General features: G+C 60.6%; 17 protein-coding genes. 14 read left to right on the top strand and 3 right to left on the bottom strand.

Translation table 11 applies throughout. The annotated features are described in order from the left end of the window. Positions 1-282 precede the first annotated feature (282 nt). On the top strand, positions 283-525 hold the full coding sequence (locus NKI08_RS16025; protein WP_352770761.1) for a GIY-YIG nuclease family protein: 243 nt from the start codon (positions 283-285) through the stop codon (positions 523-525). Positions 526-660: 135 nt separating this feature from the next. Beyond that, entirely contained in the window at positions 661-1812 is a 1152-nt protein-coding gene (locus NKI08_RS16020; RefSeq protein WP_352770741.1) for a porin, read from the top strand. 253 nt (positions 1813-2065) lie between these two features. Here the strand turns inward: NKI08_RS16020 and NKI08_RS16015 are convergent, their stop codons facing one another. Further along, a complete protein-coding gene (locus tag NKI08_RS16015) occupies positions 2066-3718 on the bottom strand; it encodes a tetratricopeptide repeat-containing sulfotransferase family protein (protein ID WP_352770738.1) in 1653 nt (550 codons plus the stop codon). Positions 3719-4079: 361 nt separating this feature from the next. Here NKI08_RS16015 and NKI08_RS16010 point away from each other — a divergent pair, with 361 nt between their 5' ends. From NKI08_RS16010 to NKI08_RS15955, 12 genes are all read left to right on the top strand, one after another. After that, positions 4080-5381, top strand: coding sequence for an outer membrane protein (locus NKI08_RS16010; RefSeq protein ID WP_352770735.1), 1302 nt, complete (start codon positions 4080-4082; stop codon positions 5379-5381). A 516-nt stretch (positions 5382-5897) separates the two neighbouring features. Further along, positions 5898-7004, top strand: coding sequence for a pyridoxal phosphate-dependent aminotransferase (locus NKI08_RS16005; protein WP_352770732.1), 1107 nt, complete (start codon positions 5898-5900; stop codon positions 7002-7004). Positions 7005-7094: 90 nt separating this feature from the next. Beyond that, positions 7095-7373 (top strand): acylphosphatase, encoded by a 279-nt coding sequence (locus NKI08_RS16000; RefSeq protein ID WP_352770729.1) that lies wholly within the window; start codon positions 7095-7097, stop codon positions 7371-7373. A gap of 150 nt (positions 7374-7523) precedes the next feature. Then, on the top strand, positions 7524-8186 hold the full coding sequence (locus tag NKI08_RS15995; RefSeq protein WP_352540763.1) for a TetR/AcrR family transcriptional regulator: 663 nt from the start codon (positions 7524-7526) through the stop codon (positions 8184-8186). 47 nt (positions 8187-8233) lie between these two features. Beyond that, entirely contained in the window at positions 8234-9397 is a 1164-nt protein-coding gene (locus NKI08_RS15990; protein ID WP_352770725.1) for an isovaleryl-CoA dehydrogenase, read from the top strand. A gap of 82 nt (positions 9398-9479) precedes the next feature. Further along, a complete protein-coding gene (locus NKI08_RS15985) occupies positions 9480-9872 on the top strand; it encodes an AbrB/MazE/SpoVT family DNA-binding domain-containing protein (protein WP_352770722.1) in 393 nt (130 codons plus the stop codon). Continuing rightward, complete coding sequence (locus NKI08_RS15980; RefSeq protein WP_023677795.1) at positions 9869-10252, top strand: type II toxin-antitoxin system VapC family toxin; 384 nt, start codon at positions 9869-9871, stop codon at positions 10250-10252. The genes NKI08_RS15985 and NKI08_RS15980 overlap by 4 nt, the downstream gene beginning before the upstream one ends. A gap of 4 nt (positions 10253-10256) precedes the next feature. After that, a complete protein-coding gene (locus NKI08_RS15975; protein WP_352770719.1) occupies positions 10257-11864 on the top strand; it encodes a carboxyl transferase domain-containing protein in 1608 nt (535 codons plus the stop codon). A gap of 1 nt (position 11865) precedes the next feature. Next, positions 11866-12396, top strand: a complete 531-nt coding sequence (locus tag NKI08_RS15970; RefSeq protein ID WP_352616871.1) for an O-acetyl-ADP-ribose deacetylase — start codon at positions 11866-11868, stop codon at positions 12394-12396. 112 nt (positions 12397-12508) lie between these two features. Continuing rightward, positions 12509-12883, top strand: coding sequence for a hypothetical protein (locus NKI08_RS15965; protein WP_352566208.1), 375 nt, complete (start codon positions 12509-12511; stop codon positions 12881-12883). A gap of 29 nt (positions 12884-12912) precedes the next feature. Continuing rightward, a complete protein-coding gene (locus tag NKI08_RS15960) occupies positions 12913-13506 on the top strand; it encodes a hypothetical protein (protein WP_352770716.1) in 594 nt (197 codons plus the stop codon). A 316-nt stretch (positions 13507-13822) separates the two neighbouring features. Beyond that, the gene (locus NKI08_RS15955) at positions 13823-15811 is read left to right on the top strand and encodes an acetyl/propionyl/methylcrotonyl-CoA carboxylase subunit alpha (protein WP_352566152.1); all 1989 of its coding nucleotides are present in this window, start codon (positions 13823-13825) and stop codon (positions 15809-15811) included. Positions 15812-15910: 99 nt separating this feature from the next. Here the strand turns inward: NKI08_RS15955 and NKI08_RS15950 are convergent, their stop codons facing one another. Next, positions 15911-17032, bottom strand: coding sequence for a branched-chain amino acid ABC transporter substrate-binding protein (locus tag NKI08_RS15950; protein ID WP_352471026.1), 1122 nt, complete (start codon positions 17030-17032; stop codon positions 15911-15913). A 390-nt stretch (positions 17033-17422) separates the two neighbouring features. Next, a complete protein-coding gene (locus tag NKI08_RS15945; protein WP_010915070.1) occupies positions 17423-17689 on the bottom strand; it encodes an SEL1-like repeat protein in 267 nt (88 codons plus the stop codon). Positions 17690-17954 lie beyond the last annotated feature (265 nt).

Genomic DNA, 17954 nt, shown 5'->3' with positions numbered 1-17954 from the left:
ATCACCGAACACTCTCTCCACGGCATCAACACCTCCGGCCAAAAGCCAAAAGTGTTACCCATGTGTCCGGTACAAAACGTCACCTATGTCTCAGGCCGCGCATCGCGCAGCGCGCTTCGCAGGACAAGTCCAGCGAAACCCTCTCCGCACGAAGCAGGATGCCCTCCGAAGGCGTAGCGAAGGAGGACTGCAACCTCTTGGAACGGTTGCAAAATCAGATTGGCATATCCTTCCTGGCGAAGGAGGATGTACTCCGATGCCTTGGCGAGGGAGGGCCGGTTCGTGTGGTATGTGTACCTGCTGGAAAGCAAGACTGCGGAAGGCGAGCGCTGTATCGGTGTGACCTCGGACCTGAAGCGACGGATCGCCGAGCACAACGCCGGAAAATCCAGCCATACGTCCAAATTCCGGCCGTGGCGGATCGTGACCTGTATCGCCTTCTCGAACCAAGCCAAGGCGACTTCATTCGAGCGTTATCTCAAATCCGGTTCCGGGCATGCTTTTGCCAGCAAGCGCCTCTGGTGAACATCTGCGGCTGCTCACATGATCGTGCAAAAATCAACGATTGTCCGAAATAATGTCGCAATCTCAGCTACTTACTGCAGAAACACACGGCGCCAACTCCGCTCTTTTTGTTCGATTCTGACTGGAGGTCAGAAAATGAACATCAAGAGCCTGCTTCTCGGCTCCGCTGCGGCACTGATCGCAGTTTCCGGTGCGCGCGCCGCCGACGCCGTTGTCGTCGCCGAGCCGGAACCCGCTGAATACGTCAAGATCTGCGACGTCTACGGCGCTGGCTACTTCTACATCCCCGGCACCGAAACCTGCCTGCGCATCGGCGGCTACGTCCGCTATGACATCGGCATCGGTGACGTCGGCTCATTTGACGGTGCAAAGACTACCGATCAGCAGGATGGCGACTCGCAGGATACCTACTACAAGCACGCCCGCTTCACGCTGAAGACCTGGACCGGCCAGGAAACCGAGCTCGGCACCTTGAAGACCTACACCGAAACCCGCTTCAACTGGGGTAACCACAACGATTACCTCGACGACAACTATAATGGCGGCACAAGTGTTTCGCTGAACTTCGCCTGGGTCCAGCTCGGTGGTTTGCGCGTCGGTAAGGACGAATCGGCCTTCAACACGTTCATCGGCTACGCCGGCAACGTCATCCAGGATACGCTGGTTCCCTATGGCGGCTTCGACACCAATGTCGTCCAGTACTACTTCGACGCCGGCAACGGCTTCTCGGCCGTGGCTTCATTGGAAACCGGTTCGGGCAGTGCCGATGCGGATCCTGGCGTTTTCCAAGACAGCAACAGCGGCAATGATTCCATCGACAGCTATGTCCCGTATGTCGTCGGCGGTATCAAATACACGCAGGGCTGGGGCTCGATCACCGGTGTCGCCGCCTATGACAGCACCTGGGAAGAGTGGGCCGGCAAGGTTCGCGTCGACGTTACGCCGATACAGAACCTGACGCTGTTCCTCATGGCCGGTTACGGTTCGGACGACAACATCGACCGCAACTTCTACAAGCAGTGGGGCGGCAACTGGGCCGTCTGGGGTGGTGGCACCTACACCATCAACGAGAAGACCTCCTTCAATCTCCAGGCCTCGGTTGACGACGACAAGAACTACGGCGTCGCGGCGAACGTCGCTTACGACTTCGTGCCCGGCTTCACGATCACGGCTGAAGTCGATTGGGCCCACGACGGTCAGTTTGATAAGGCCTATGATCGCAACTGGACCAATGCCGACGACAAGGACAGCATTGGCGGCATGCTCCGCTTCCAGCGCTCGTTCTAACAGGGAAGTCCGACTGAAATCGAACCCGGCGGGCAACCGCCGGGTTTTTCGTACCGGGTGATGCCGCTCGCAATTGCGCAAATCCGGCTGCTGAACAGCGATCGGCCCGCAACTGGGCAGGTCAATTGCAATTCCTGCGCCGGGCGCGCAAAAGAAAAGGAGATCCTTGGCTCGATCTGAAGCGCTGGCCCGCAGGATCAACCAGTCTCGACAGCAACGATCGATATCGGCCTATCGAGCGCGCCGGACTCATTCAAAGTTCGGCCAAGTCGCCCAAGGCATCAATCAGCGGCTGGATTTTGTTTTCATAATTTTTCCACCGCTTGATGGAGGAACTGTAGATCGGCTGCCGGACCTGCCAGCGGCTGGGCGTATTGACCGACCTGTCCTTCTCGAAAAAGCGCAAGCAGGCATCGTCCCAAGGCAACCCTAGATGATCGATGAGACGGCGCGACTGCGCCTCTTGATCCGCAACCAGCATCTCATAGCTGCTTTCGAGAATACGTCCTGGAAAAATCTTGTCCCAGTGTCGCATCAAGCGGTCATATTCACGGTAGTACAGCCCCAATGTCTTCAACTCGGCGTTATAACTGTGTGCCTCGGTGAAGTTCAGAGCAAAGCAGGAGAGGCAATTGTCGATGGCATCGCGACGGCAATGAATGATGCGGGCATTGGGAAACAGAATGCCAATGAGGCCGATAAGCTCGAAATTATGAGGTCTCTTGTCGATTACGCGAAGCGCGGCCGGAGCTCGCTCCCGCAGGTAAGCCAAATGTTCTTCCGCCAGCATCTTGGCCAGGTCAGCGGTCAGCGTCGTGAGTGATTCCTGTAACGCTCCTGCGGAACGACTTGTGAAACCGAGTCCATTCGCGGCTCGCCGCAGCTTGTTAAGTTCGCCAGCACCGTGAACATCCGGATGGCTAGCGCATATCTGCTCAGTCAGAGTCGTCCCTGAACGCGGCATGCCGACTATGAACACAGGCACGTCCGACGGGTTTCCATAACCGGCCCTGGCTGCCAGCATCTCCGGGGTGAAGAAGTCGATTATCGAATCGACCCAGTGACGATAGGATTCAAGGTCGAAATGGTAGCCAGCCGCCTTTTTCGCTCTTTGGAAGTGATCCATCGCCTCTTCATAGCGCCGAATGTCGTTCAGCACTTTGCCGGCGGCGTGATGGAGCAGCTGCGCGACTTCTGAGGGAAGCTTCGGGTTGGCAAGTTCCGATAAAATAGATCCAAGTTCGGCAGGTTCGTCAACGAATTTGCGGGTGTGCACCAGATCGTTGTAGGCCTCGCCCACGTCGAGCCGGCGCTCGATCGCCTCCTTCAAATAGGTCGTGGCCTCATCCATGCGGCCGAGGCTGGTAAGCACCCTGGCCAGACCGGTTCTGACCAGCGCATTATTGCTGTCGATCTTGAGCGCCTGCTCGTAAAGCGGCAAAGCTATGTCGGCCTCGTCAAGCTCGACATAGGCACGCCCCAACAGGCAAAGCGCTTGCACCAGGTCTGGCTTCAATTCGCAGGCGTGCTGCAAGTGTCTGATGGCGGGCATTTGTTCGCCGACCTTCAGATAGGCCTCGCCCAGACTGAGATGGAAATATGGATTTGTGGGCGCCTCGCCGACCGCCCGCGCGAAATATTCCAAGGCCAACTCGTCATCGACACCGAGCCCCAACGTGCCGAGGATGTAGAGCGAAAGCGGGTGGTTGCGGGTGCGGGCGAGAACGCGATGGCATAACTCCTCGGCCTCCGGGAACCGCTCGGCTCGCTGAAGTTCGAGCGCCTGCCTCAGGAGCATATCGTCGGCTTGCGCACGCGACAGCGGGTTCACCCTCGGCGGCTCCGCTTTCGGCGCAGGTCGGCCCTTAAGATGCTTGGAGAAGGCGGGCGGCAGTCGGCTGCTCATCGTGCCTCGCTAGCAAAAAGAGCTGAAGGAATCCAGGGCCTGTAGAGAGTCAACGTGAGTGATGACGGCGGCGCCGCGTAGATCATTGCCGGGAATTTTTGATCCGTTTTCTCGCTGCGCATTGCGGGCCTTCGGAACCTTTGAGCCTGGCGAACAAGTTTTCGATGAGATGACACCATTGTAGATTTCGGCGTCGATCTGGAGCGGGAGCCTTCGCCCTGGTTGTTCACAGGCAATTTTCGCAGTCGACAGCCGGCGTTGCCGGCATTCCGTACAATGTGCCCTTTGTGTGGCTTTTTTGTTACATCCGCCATAATGACCCGATGCTAAGAGGATTTTGGGTTTATTAAAGGTGGGGCAAATGATCAGCAGAAAATCCGCTAAATCTCTTCTTCTTGGCGCAGTTTCCATTCTGGCGCTTGGGTCGGTGGCCCACGCCGCCGACGTGGTCGAACCGGTGGTCGAGACGGCAGGCTTCAACTGGAGTGGGCTCTACGTCGGCTTTGGTGTTGGCGCCGGGGCCAATGTCCACAAGTTGAGCAGCGATTTTCTTCCCGGCGTCTCTTTCAACGGCATTGGCGGCGAAGGCGTGTACGGTGAGCTCACCGTTGGGTACGACTATATGGTGGCGCCGCGCTTCCTGATCGGCGGACTTCTGGATGCTCATGTCGGCAACATCGAAACTTCCCTCGACGTTGCTGGATTCGACGCGTCGGTCAAAGAGACCTATGGTTTCGACGCTGGCTTGCGGGCGGGCTACCTCTTCACGCCAAACACTTTGGGCTATGTGCTTGGCGGCTATTCCTGGCAGAAGTACAAATTCGACACGAACGCAGGTTTTGACCTTGACTGGGACCAGAGCGGCTATTTCGTCGGAGCCGGCGTTGAGACGGCCATCAACAGCAACTGGACTATCAAAACCGAATATCGTTATACCCAATTTAGCACCAACGATGATCTCCTCTCTGAGTTCGGTGCACCGGATGGCGCGCTCAATCTCGACACATCGCGTCATACGTTCCAGGTGGCAGCCAATTATCGCTTTGGCGCCCAGAATGGCGGTGTCGCTTCCTTTGAGGCACCTACCTACAACTGGACTGGCTTCTATATTGGCGGTGCGGGCGGCGCGGGCGCGTCGGTGCATCAGATCAATGTTCCGCCGCTTGGCGACCTGGAATTCAACGGTATCGGCGGCGAAGGCGTGTTTGGCGAATTAAACGCCGGCTACGACCATGATTTCGGCAGCTGGGTTGCGGGTGTCATGGTTGATGCTCGCTACTCCGGCATGACTACGGAGCTGGAAGTGCCCGGCGGATCCGTCAATCTGGACACAGATTATGGCTTCGATGTGCTGGGCCGGGTCGGTTTGAAAGTCAACGAATCGACCCTCGCCTACGTGCTTGGCGGCTACAGCTGGCAGCATTTCGATCTGAACGCATCTTCACCCATCGGTGACCTCATCGATTGGGGCTCGAGCGGCTTCTCGGTCGGTGGTGGTTTGGAAGCGGCCGTGACCAACAACGTAACCGTCGGTCTCGAATATCGCTATTCGCAGTTTGCCGAGAAGGATATTCTGGAGGAGTTTGGGGGGCCGAGCGATGTCCTCACCACCACTCCTTCTTTCCACACCGTCCGCATCGGTGCGAAGTATAAGTTCAACTAAGGCCCTCCAGCAAATCGTTCAAGCCCGCCGGCTAATCCCGGCGGGTTTTTTCTTGTGCGAACAATGCGGGCACAAAAAGCGGAGCCAAAGCCCCGCTTCCTCGGTTGTCGAGATTTCCGCCGGTTCATCCGCAGCCGGCAAATCGATCGACCATCCCTCTCTATCGCAAGAATGCGACGGGAGTACGACAGCCCAACCCGGCACAACTTGCGCTGATCCCCGCGGTCGATCCAGCGCTGAGGGCGATTGTAGGTGCGGAGCGATATGTATGTATATGCGGCGGCGCAGAGGGTTCAACTCGGCCGTCTTTCATGTCCTGTTCTCAAGATTGCGCTCCAACAGTCGCAATCCTTCAAAACAGAAGCCTCATCCGCAAACCCGCGCGCCGCGCCAGCGGCTTCCTTCAATCCCAATTCTTATCAGGCCCTAATGCGACAGTTCCCGCCTGCCCTGGAACTTGCGCAGGCCAAGCCGGCAGGCTAGCAAGAAGGCCCCTTTTCGAACGAGCCTTTTGCCATGCGCCCTCCCCTTACGCCGCTCATCGACGCGCTTCCCTCCACGGTACCGTTTGTCGGCCCGGAGGCGCAGGAGCGTGATCGCGGCCGCGCCTTTCGCGCCCGCATCGGCGCCAATGAGAGCAGCTTTGGCCCTTCCCCGCGCGTCATTGCCCGCATGGCTGAGATTGCCGGCGACATGTGGATGTATTGCGACCCTGACAATCACGATCTGAGGGTGGCCGCCGCCTGGCATCTCGGCCTCGGTGGCGAAAACGTCGTCATTGGCGAAGGCATAGACGGGCTGCTCAGCCTGGTGGCGCGCATGTATGTGGCGCCCGGCGACGCGGTGGTGACCTCGCGGGGCGCCTATCCGACCTTCAACTTTCATGTTGCCGGCGTCGGCGGCCGGCTGGTCGCAGTGCCCTACGAGAACGATCGGGAAAACCTCGACGGCCTGCTGGCGGCAGTGGCCAAGGAAAAGGCGCCACTGGTCTACCTGTCCAATCCGGACAATCCGATGGGCAGTTGGTGGGAAGCCGCCGAGCTCAGCCGCTTCATCGAAGCCTTGCCGGAGACCACGATGCTGGTACTCGACGAAGCCTATGGCGAATTAGGGCCAGCCTCAGCGCTGCCGCCGATCGATATGGCGCGGCCGAACGTCATCCGCATGCGCACCTTCTCCAAGGCCTATGGGCTGGCCGGCATACGCTGCGGCTATGCGGTGGCCGAGGCCCAGGTGATTCGGGACTTCGAGAAGATCCGCAACCACTATGGCGTCAGCCGCATGGCGCAGATCGCCGGTGTCGAGGCGCTTGCCGATCAGGCCTGGCTGGAGAGCGTGGTGGCGCGGGTCGCCGCCGGCCGTCGACGCATTGCCGCAACAGCCGAAGCGAACGGGCTGAAGCCGCTGGCTTCGGCGACCAATTTCGTCACCATCGACTGCGGCCGCGACGGCGCTTTCGCACTGAAAGTGCTGCAGGCGCTGTTGTCACGCGACGTCTTCATCCGCAAGCCGATGGTGCCGGTTCTCGACCGCTGCATCCGGGTCAGTGTCGGCCTCGACCACGAGCTCGACATCTTTGCCGAGGAACTGCCTGGCGCGCTGGCGGCAGCGCGAGGGAATTGAAGAGCTTTCGCCCTATGTGGCTGACCGGCGGCAACGCGGTTGAATTTGCACGGCGATGCGCCAGACTCGACTCAAACGATGGAGAGCGCGATGACCGATCGTACGGTGCAGGTACGCATATACGGCAAGGTGCAAGGCGTCAGCTACCGGGGTTGGGCGCGGCGCGAGGCGTCGGCGCTTGGCCTTGCCGGGTGGGTGCGCAACGAAGTTGACGGCTCGGTGACAGCCTTGATTGCGGGGACCGGTGCGGCGGTCTCGACAATGATCGAACGGCTTTGGCAAGGGCCGCCAGGGGCAGCGGTTTCGAAGGTCGATGTCGAAGAGATCGAGGCTCGCGACACGTCGGCCGATTTCAGGATTGTTGCCTAGCAAGGCATGGTCCTGCTCATTCGCCGCCATCGCACATGATTCTCCAGGGTGCAGATAGAGCAAATCTGAAGCCATTGCCCTGCCCGGGCATGCCTCGGCCCTTGAATTAATTGAACGTTTGTTTTATTGCTTTGTGAAAGGTGACTTGTCATGGCGCGCACGACCGGTTCCGACGGCGAAAAGACCGAAGCTGCGGTCCGCGAGGCAGCGGTCAGCCTGATTGCGCGTCTCGGCTACGAGGCGATGTCGATGCGCCAGCTGGCGGCCGAGGTCGGTGTCCAGGCTGCGGCGCTGTACCGCTACTTCCCGACCAAGCAAGACCTTCTGTTCATGCTGATGCGTGAGCATATGGAAGGCTTGATCGAGGCGTGGCGCGCAACGCGCCCTGTCGGCGCTGATCCGGCAGCGCGGCTTGCCGCTTATGTCGAAAACCACATCGCTTTCCATATCGAACGCCGCCACTCCACCCATGTCTCGAACATGGAGCTGCGCAGCCTGTCGCATGAAAAACTCACGCAGATCCTGCGCATGCGCACGGCCTACGAGAAGGAGCTGCGCGCCATCCTGCGCGACGGCGTCGAAGCGGGGTTATTCAGCATCGAAGACACCGGGCTCACCGCCATGGCGCTGATCCAGATGATGACCGGCGTCATCGTCTGGTTCCGGCCGGGCGAACGGCTGTCGATCGCCGAAGTCACCGCTACATATCTTGCAATGACAATGCGCCTTGTTGGAGCAAAGAGCGATGGCGCGTCAACGAGCTACGACGCCGCGCCTCTATTCGGGCGCGCAAAGGACGCTCTAGCAACTTGATTTCGCGCATGATCCCGATTTCGGGATCGTGCGCCGGGAGGAACGGCATGTACACGCATACGCTCAACTTCGGGCTTGACGAAGACATCGAGGCGCTGCGCGACCTGGTGCGGCGCTTCGCCCAGGAAAAGATCGCACCGATCGCCGCCGAGATCGACCGCTCGAACGAATTCCCGGCACATCTGTGGGCGGAGCTCGGCGGGCTCGGCCTGCTCGGCATCACCGCCGATCCCGATTTCGGCGGCACCGGCATGGGCTACCTCGCCCATGTCGTGGCGATGGAGGAGATTTCGCGCGCCTCGGCCTCGGTCGGCCTCTCCTACGGCGCCCATTCCAACCTCTGCGTCAACCAGATCAACCGCTGGGCGACGCAGGCGCAGAAGGAAAGGTATCTGCCTTCGCTCTGCAGCGGCGAAAAAGTCGGCGCACTGGCGATGTCGGAATCGGGTGCCGGCTCTGATGTGGTGTCGCTTCGCCTGCGCGCCGAAAAGCGCAACGACCGCTATGTGCTCAACGGCACCAAGATGTGGATCACCAACGGGCCGGATGCCGAGACGCTGGTCGTCTACGCCAAGACCGATGCGGAACTCAATTCGCGCGGCATCACCGCCTTCATCGTCGAAAAAGCCTTTGCCGGTTTTTCCGTGGCGCAAAAGCTCGACAAGCTCGGCATGCGCGGCTCGAACACCGGCGAGCTGGTGTTCGAGGATGTCGAAGTGCCGTTCGACAATGTGCTGCACGAGGAAGGGCGCGGCGTCGAGGTGCTGATGTCGGGCCTCGACTACGAACGCGCCGTGCTGGCCGGCGGGCCGGTCGGGCTGATGGCAGCGTGCCTCGACGTGGCGATCCCTTACGTGCATGAACGCAGGCAGTTCGGTCAGCCGATCGGCGAATTCCAGCTGGTGCAAGGCAAGCTCGCCGACATGTATGCGACGATGAACGCGGCGCGCGCCTACGTCTATGCCGTGGCCGCCGCTTGCGATCGCGGTGAGACGGCCCGCAAGGATGCTGCCGGCTGTATTCTCTTCGCCGCCGAAAAGGCAACGCTGATGGCGCTCGACGCCATCCAGCTTTTGGGCGGCAACGGCTACATCAACGACTACCCGACCGGCCGGCTTTTGCGCGACGCCAAACTCTACGAGATCGGTGCCGGCACCAGCGAAATCCGTCGCTGGCTGATCGGGCGGGAAATCATGGTGGAGGGCGCCTGATGGCGTCTTTTTGAGATTTTGCCAGAAGCCGCACGATGTGGCACACTTCGGAATATGTGCCACAACACAGGCGAGACGGACCATGGCTGGCAGAACGGGAAAGTCCGGATTTGACGAAGACCCGCAAGCACGGTTCGATGCCGGCGCTCACAAAACGCCGTTTCGGCTTCCGGCGAAACGCGAGCGTGTCAAGCTTGGCGAGGGCGGGCGCTTCGTCATCCCTGCCGCGATGCGCGAGCAGATGGGCGTGAAGCCTGGCGAGGATATGATCCTGCATGTCGAGAACGGCGAGCTGCGGGTAAGATCGTGGCTGCAGAATCTGCGACGCGTCCAGGCCGAATTGTCAGCGTTGAAACAGCCCGGTGAAAGCGTCGTCGACGAATTTCTGAAAGAGCGACGGGAAGAGCAGCGTCGAAGCGACAAGCGTCTCGACCGTCTTCACGCCGAAGGGACGACGGGAAAGCGGACGAAATGAAGCCCTATGTCATGGACAGTTCGGCGGCGCTCGCAATCCTGCTCAACGAGCAAGGCACCGATAATGCTTTGGGGTTCGCGCCGGATGCACAATGCAGTTCGGTCAATGCGGCCGAAATCATCGCCAAACTGATCGACAAGGGACGCAGCATGGAACAGGCTGCGGACGACCTCGCCAGTCTCGGCATGCCGATCGCCGTTTTCGACGACGCGATGGGCATCGCCGCCGGGCAGCTTCGCCAATTGACGCGGCATCGCGGCTTGTCGCTGGGCGATCGGGCTTGCCTGGCGCTGGCAATTCGCGAGAATGCCATTGCCGTCACCGCTGATCGCGATTGGGGCGACCTCGATGTCGGCTGCAAGATCGAGTTGATCCGGTAGCGCCATGGCCCCCCTCACCTCGCAGATGTCGCCCGCCTCCGATATTTTCCGCGCCAATGCCGAGCGCATGCGGGCGCTGGTCGCCGATATTGCTGAAAAAGCCGCCGCCATCGAGGGCGGTGGCGCGGAAGAGGCGCGTGAGCGGCACGTCTCCCGCGGCAAGCTCCTGCCGCGGCAACGCCTTGCCCAATTGCTCGATACAGGCTCGCCCTTCCTCGAAATCGGCCAGTTCGCGGCATGGTCGATGTATGGCGAGGACATCCCTTCGGCCGGCCTCATCGCCGGCGTCGGCCGCGTCGAAGGCACCGAAGTGATGGTCGTCGTCAATGACGCCACGGTGAAGGGCGGTACCTATTATCCACTGACGGTGAAGAAGCATCTGCGTGCACAGGAGATCGCATTGCAGAACAATCTGCCTTGCGTCTATCTGGTCGACAGCGGCGGCGCCAATCTGCCCAACCAGGACGAGGTGTTTCCCGACCGCGATCATTTCGGCCGCATCTTCTACAACCAGGCCAACATGTCGGCCGCCGGCATTCCGCAAATCGCCTGCGTCATGGGTTCGTGCACGGCCGGCGGCGCTTATGTGCCTGCGATGTCGGACGAGACAATCATGGTGCGCAACCAGGCAACCATCTTTCTCGGCGGGCCGCCGCTGGTGAAGGCGGCCACCGGCGAGGACGTCACCGCCGAGGACCTCGGTGGCGCCGACGTGCACACAAGGCTTTCCGGCGTTGCCGACCACTATGCGCTCGACGACGAGCATGCGCTGGCCATATGCCGGCGTATCGTCAAAAACCTGAATCGGAACAAAAATGTAAGCCTGGCCTTGCAGAAATCGATTCCGCCGCTTCACGATCCACATGAACTCTACGGCATCGTGCCGACGGATCTGCGCCAGCCCTATGACGTGCGCGAGGTAATCGCCCGCACCGTCGACGGCTCCGAGTTCGATGAGTTCAAGCAGAATTATGGCACCACGCTGGTCACCGGTTTCGCCCATCTCAGCGGCATGCCGGTCGGCATCGTCGCCAACAATGGCGTGCTGTTTTCGGAAAGCGCGCTGAAGGGCGCGCACTTCATCGAGCTGTGCTGCCAGCGCAAGATCCCGCTGATTTTCCTGCAGAACATCACCGGCTTCATGGTCGGGCGAAAATACGAGGCCGGCGGCATCGCCAAGGACGGCGCCAAGCTGGTCATGGCGGTCGCAACGGCCAAGGTGCCGAAGGTGACCGTGATCATCGGCGGCTCGTTCGGTGCCGGCAATTACGGCATGTGCGGACGCGCCTATTCGCCACGCTTCCTGTGGATGTGGCCGAATGCCCGCATTTCGGTGATGGGCGGCGAGCAGGCGGCAACGGTGCTGGCCGTGGTCAAGCGCGAAGGCATCGAGCGCAAGGGCGGGGAATGGAGCGCTGAGGAGGAAGCGAAATTCAAGAAGCCGATCCTGATGAAGTACGAGCACGAGGGACACCCGCTCTATTCGTCGGCAAGGCTCTGGGACGACGGCATCATCGACCCGGCCAAGACCCGCGAGGTGCTGGCGCTCAGCCTTTCGGCCGCGCTCAACGCCGAGATCGAGGAGACAAAATTCGGCGTGTTCAGGATGTGAGATGAGCGAAATCGGCCAGAGGATTCGCATTCAAACCGGCGACATCACGAAGCTGGCGGTCGATGCCATCGTCAACGCCGCCAATACCTCTCTTCTCGGAGGCGGCGGCGTCGACGGCGCTATCCACCGCGCGGCCGGCCCCGAGCTTGTGGCAGAATGCCGGACCTTGCATGGCTGCAAGGTCGGAGACGCAAAAATCACCAAGGGCTACAGGCTGCCCGCGCGCTACGTCATTCATACGGTCGGGCCGGTCTGGCAAGGTGGCAGCAAAGGAGAAGCCGAACTGCTCGCCTCCTGCTATCGCCGGTCGCTCGAAATCGCCGCCGCAAAGGACTGCCGGACGGTGGCGTTTCCTGCGATCTCGACCGGGGCCTACCGCTATCCGAAGGATCAGGCGACGCAAATTGCTGTCGGGACCGTGAGCGCCTTCATCGGCCAGAACATCGCTCCGGCAACCGTCATTTTCTGCTGCTTCGACGAGCCGACGGCCGAATTGTATCAGCGGGTCGTCGCTGCACTCGGCAGGGTGTGACCCTGCGCGGGAGACAACCCACATCTCCAGACTATTTTTTGCTTCTCGATCTGGCCAGACGAAAGAATCACGGCTATTGATCATCGCAAATACCAATGGGGATTGGGCGAAGATGAGGCGGCGAGTTTTTCAGAGAACAACTGTGCATTTACTTGCAGGGTTGCTTATATTAGTGACCCCTGGCATCGGCGCAGCGCAGTCGCTGGCGGGAAGCAAGGGCGAGACCCGTTTCTATCCCTATTTGCCGCAGAGCCCGAAGGATCCGTGTACCAGGGCCTATAAGGCCTATGTAGCGGCCGGCGGCCATTCAGCCTATGCAACCACTCCGTATTCCCGGGTGCGTTTTCTGTACATCATCTGCGGCTCGCGCTTGAATGCACCGTCACAGCAAGCTGCCGAAGAATTGGCGTTGAAATCCTGTCAGGCCGCCCGCAACAGTTACAGAGTTACAACAGGCGGCGGCTGCGAAATCGCTGCCTCCAAGTAGGCGAATATATTTCAGTGTTTGGGGTTCAAATGGGTTTGGCAATGAAATCTTTATCAATCAAGCGAGCAACCATGTCGGTACTTGCACTGCTTGTGGCCTCTGCACCGAATGTCGGCGCCGCCGAATCGCTGGCGGGAAGCAAGGGCGACAGCCGTTTTCCGGTCTATTTTGCACCGGGTACAATCGGAGGCTGCGGCAAGAATTACAAGGACTATGTGGCGGCTGGCGGTCACTCGGCCTATGCGATGACGCCATTCAACTGGGCAACCGAATTCACTATTTGCGGTGCTTATCTGAATGCAACATCCCAGAAGGCTGCGGAGGCGCTGGCGTTGAAATCCTGCCAGTCCGCGCGCAGCAAGTACAAGGTCACGACTGCAGGGGCCTGCGCCATAGCTGCCTCCAAATGGACCGACACTCGTCGGCCTTCGACATATTCAATGGGTGGGAAAAATGAAATCTATAAGCGTCAAACAAGCAGTCTTCTCGCTAATAACCGGGTTGCTTCTAATCTCGAGCCCCAATGTCGGCGCGGCGGAATCGCTGGCTGGAAGCAAGGGCGACGTCCGCTTCTACCCGTATTTTCCGGCGACCGCGGATCGGCCATGCACCAAGGCATATAAGGCCTATGTCGCGGCCAGCGGCCATTCAGCTTATGCGACCACTCCGTATTCCCGGGTGCGTTCGTTGTACATCCTGTGCGGCTCGCGCTTGAATGCGCCCTCGCAAAAGGCTGCCGAGGATATGGCGATGAAATCCTGCCAGGTCACCCGCGACCGTTACAGGGTCACGACCGGGGGAGCTTGCGAAATCGCGGCCTCAAAGTAGGCAGGCCTCGCTTGCCTACCCTTTGACCGCCAGACTACAAAGCAGGGCATTGCCGCAGTTCGCGTGACGAGAATTCGCGCCGTTGGCGGCAGCTCTGCCTGTGGAGGCCCGATGTTCGCCAAGATCCTGATCGCCAACCGTGGCGAGATCGCCTGCCGGGTGATCCGCTCGGCACGCAGGATGGGTGTGCGCAGCATCGCCGTGTATTCCGACGCCGACGCTCACGCCCTGCATGTCGAAATGGCCGACGAAGCGGTGCATATCGGCGCCTCTCCCGCCAACGAAAGCTATCTGCGCGGCGACAAGATCATCGCGGCGGCTTTGGCCACAGGTGCCGCGGCCATCCATCCGGGCTACGGCTTTCTTTCGGAAAACCCCGATTTCGTCGACCAGGTGGTCGCGGCGGGGCTGATCTTCATTGGGCCGTCGGCGGCCTCGATCCGTGCCATGGGACTGAAGGACGCGGCCAAGCGGCTGATGGAAAAGGCCGGCGTGCCTGTCGTTCCGGGCTATCACGGCGAAGCGCAGGAGATCGTGTTGCTCGCCTCCAAGGCGCGCGAGATAGGCTACCCCGTACTGATCAAGGCGCGCGCCGGCGGCGGCGGCAAAGGCATGCGGCGCGTCGAGCATCCCGATGATTTTTCGGAAGCACTGTCGGGCGCGCGGCGCGAGGCGAAAGCCGCGTTCGGTGACGACCGCGTCTTGGTGGAAAAATATGTCGACAAGCCGCGACACATCGAAGTGCAGGTGTTTGGTGACAATTTCGGCAACGCCGTGCATCTTCACGAACGCGACTGCTCGGCGCAGCGCCGCCACCAGAAGGTGATCGAGGAGGCGCCTGCCCCCGGCATGACGCCGGCACTGCGCAAGGCGATGACGGAGGCGGCGGTGAAAGCCGCCAAGGCAATCCACTATTCCGGCGCCGGTACCATCGAGTTCATCGTCGATGCCTCGCAAGGTCTGAAGGCCGACCGTTTCTGGTTCATGGAAATGAACACCCGTCTGCAGGTCGAGCACCCCGTCACCGAAATGGTTACCGGCATCGACCTGGTCGAGTGGCAGTTGCGGGTAGCCGCCGGCGAAAAACTGCCGAAGACGCAGAGCGAGATCGCGCTCTCCGGCCACGCCTTCGAGGCGCGCATCTATGCCGAGGACGCGGCAAGAGGGTTTTTGCCGGCGACCGGCACCTTGCACCATTTGAAATTTCCGCAGCCGGCACCGGAGGGTGCGACCATGCGCGTCGAAACCGGTGTACGCGCTGGCGATGCGATTTCGCCGTTCTACGATCCGATGATCGCCAAGCTGATCGTTCATGGCAAGGACAGACGGACGGCGCTCATCGCGCTTGGCACGGCACTGTCGCAGACCGAAATCGCCGGCTCGACGGTCAACACTGGCTTTCTTGCCGCGCTGGCCGCTGATGCGGATTTTGCGGCGGGCGATGTCGATACCGGCCTGATCGCCAGGCACCAGCAGGCGTTGACGGCGGTTCCGCCGCCGAGCGGTGAGACGATTGCCGCCGCGGCACTTGCCGCGTCCGGTGCGCGCGACTTGCCGTCCTCGGACGATCCCTGGTCGTCACTGGCCGGCTATGCGCATTTCCACGCTGTAGCGCGGAGCACCCTGCTGAAGTTTGGCGAGCAGGAGATCGGCGCGCGCGTGTCGGTGCGGCCGGACGGGCGGTTCGAGGTGGCGCTGGATGCGCCCTATGACAGCGTCAATTCGCGGGATCTCCGCGCGGCGCCTCGCCTCGCCCGCTGGCCGGGCCACGTCACGGTCTTCGATGGCGCCATCGGCTACGGTTTTGCCGTGCCGGATCCGCTGGCCCGAGCCGACGAAGCCGCCGCCGCTTCCGTCAGCCTGCGCGCTCCAATGCCCGGCCTGGTCAAATTGGTGCGTGCAGGCAAAGGCGAGTCCGTGATCAAGGGCCAGCCGCTGCTGATCCTGGAGGCGATGAAGATGGAGCACACCATTGCCGCGCCCCATGACGGGGTTATCGCCGAGATTGCTGCCGAAGGCGCGCAGGTAACCGACGGCACCGTGCTGGTTCGCTTTGTCGAGGAACCTCAGTTGACTGCTGTTTCCCTATCCACGAAGTGATCTCGAACGCGTGACAAAGGCGCCGCCAAAAAAAATGTGGCCGGGTTTGACCCCCGGCCATGTTCGATTACAGCAGCGCGTCTTGCGGCGCCGCGGCCATCACGGTTGGATCGGCGCGTATTTGCCGTCATGCCACTGGTTGATGTCGTAGCTCGCGTTCTTGAGGTCGCCCTTCTCGTCGAAGGTGACCGAGCCGACAACCGTGCTGATCGGCTGGCCGTTCTTTAACGCTTCGGCGACTTTTGCCGGATCGTCGCTGCCGGCGCGTTTGATGCCTTCGGCGAAGGCCTGGATCACCGCATAGGAAAACAGCGTGAAGCCCTCAGGCACGAAGCCGCCGGCCTTGATCTTGGCGATGGCCTCCTTGGCTTCGGGCTTCGCCTGCGGATTCGATGGGAAGACGAACATGGTGCCTTCGCCGGCCGGACCGGCAACCTGCCAGAATTCCGGAGAAGCGATCGAGTCCGGCATGATCAACTGGAACTTGAGGTTCTGCTCCGCCGACTGGCGCAGGATCAGGCCGGCTTCGGGGTGATAGCCGCCGAAATAGACGACGTCGGCTTTCAGCTCCTTGAGCTTGGTAACAAGAGCGGAATAGTCCTTCTCGCCAGCGTTGATGCCCTCGTAGAGGATTTCATTGAGACCGTTCTGGTTCATCGTTGCCTTCACGGCATCGGCCACGCCCTGCCCATAGGCGCTCTTGTCGTGCAGGATGACGACTTTCTTGCCGGCATATTTCTTGGCGATCCAGGGACCGATGAAAGCGCCCTGCGCATCGTCGCGCGTGTAGAGGCGCATGATCGTCGGCCAGCCGGCTTTCGCCGCTGCATCGGTCAACACCGGGTTCGAGGAAGCCGGACTCATCATCAGCGCACCGGCTTCGGCGTAGACAGCGGAGGCCGGGATGCTGGAGCCCGAGCAGGCGTGGCCATCGATGAACTTGACACCGTTGGCGATGATGCGGTTGGCGACCGAAACCGCCTGCTTCGGATCGCACTGGTCATCCTCGATGTCGAGCTTGATCTGGCGGCCGTCGACGCCGCCCGCCGCGTTGATCGCGTCGGCGGCGGCTTGCGCGCCTTGCTTAAACTGATCGCCGATGTTGGCAAGCTGACCGGTCATCGGTCCGACCACCGAAAAGGTGATGTCATCGGCGAAGGCGACCGGCGCGGTCATCATCAGGCCAAATATGGCTGCGCTGAAAATACTGAATTTCTTCATGGTGACACAACTCCTCCACTCTCGCGCGACCATCCCGGCCGCGCCTCTTCCAGAATGGCGGGAGAATTTCATCCTTCACCGGAGCTGTCTAGACGCATCGTCGGCGCTCGATTGGGCCTGTAATGCGCTGTTCCAAAGACAAAGCCGCGCCAGCCTTGTTCCGGCCGGTCGCAGCTTTTCTCATCGAGTTCCCGAGGTATCCCCACCAGGATCCGCTCGCCTTCCCTGTTTGTACGGTTTATGGCGCGGCTCGTCCGCCGTGTTCTTGATCTTGTTGGCCCGGCTGTCTTGCGCGGCCTTGATTTTTCGGGCCCGGCCCTCTGCGCGGCCTTGACCCGAAGCGTCCCTGTCGTGAGGTCAGTACCCCTTGTGAGGTCGATGCCGGCGAATTCAGTGCATCGTCATCCATTCGCGAGCTTCGCGCAGCGCCTTGGCGATCTCGACCTTCGACATGGCGGCAGACAATTCGGAGCGCAGTTCCGCGGCGCGGGCCGAACCCTTGATCGCGGCGATGTTGAACCATTTGTGGGCGGCGACGACGTCGGTCTCGCAATCGCGGCCAGTCGCATACATCATGCCCAACTCGAAAAGAATATCGGCCTGGGCGGTTGCCCCCATGGCGCCGAAGCCGGCTTCAAGCATTTCAAAACGTGCCATTTCAAATCCCCTGTTCTGGCTCCCGAGAGCTGTCTCCGTATGTCCCTCGGTGTCCTTGATTACCGTCGGGGGCGGCCGCTCTTTCGATGCTTTCGAGAATGCCCCGGAGGCTTGAATCCGTCGTTAAATGGCGTGCTTAATTTGAGGAAAACAAAGCTAAAACAAGAGGTAAACACGAAAATTCGTTAAGGATACAAAGCCAGCAATCGCGCCGGTTTGCACAAGATTTGAAGAAAACTTGCGAGGCGCGGATCAAGACTCCGCT

This window comes from Mesorhizobium sp. M0768 (assembly GCF_040320195.1).
Taxonomy (GTDB): domain Bacteria; phylum Pseudomonadota; class Alphaproteobacteria; order Rhizobiales; family Rhizobiaceae; genus Mesorhizobium.
The sequence above is the reverse complement of the archived record's forward strand: the minus strand, read 5'-3'. Positions and strand labels throughout refer to the sequence as shown.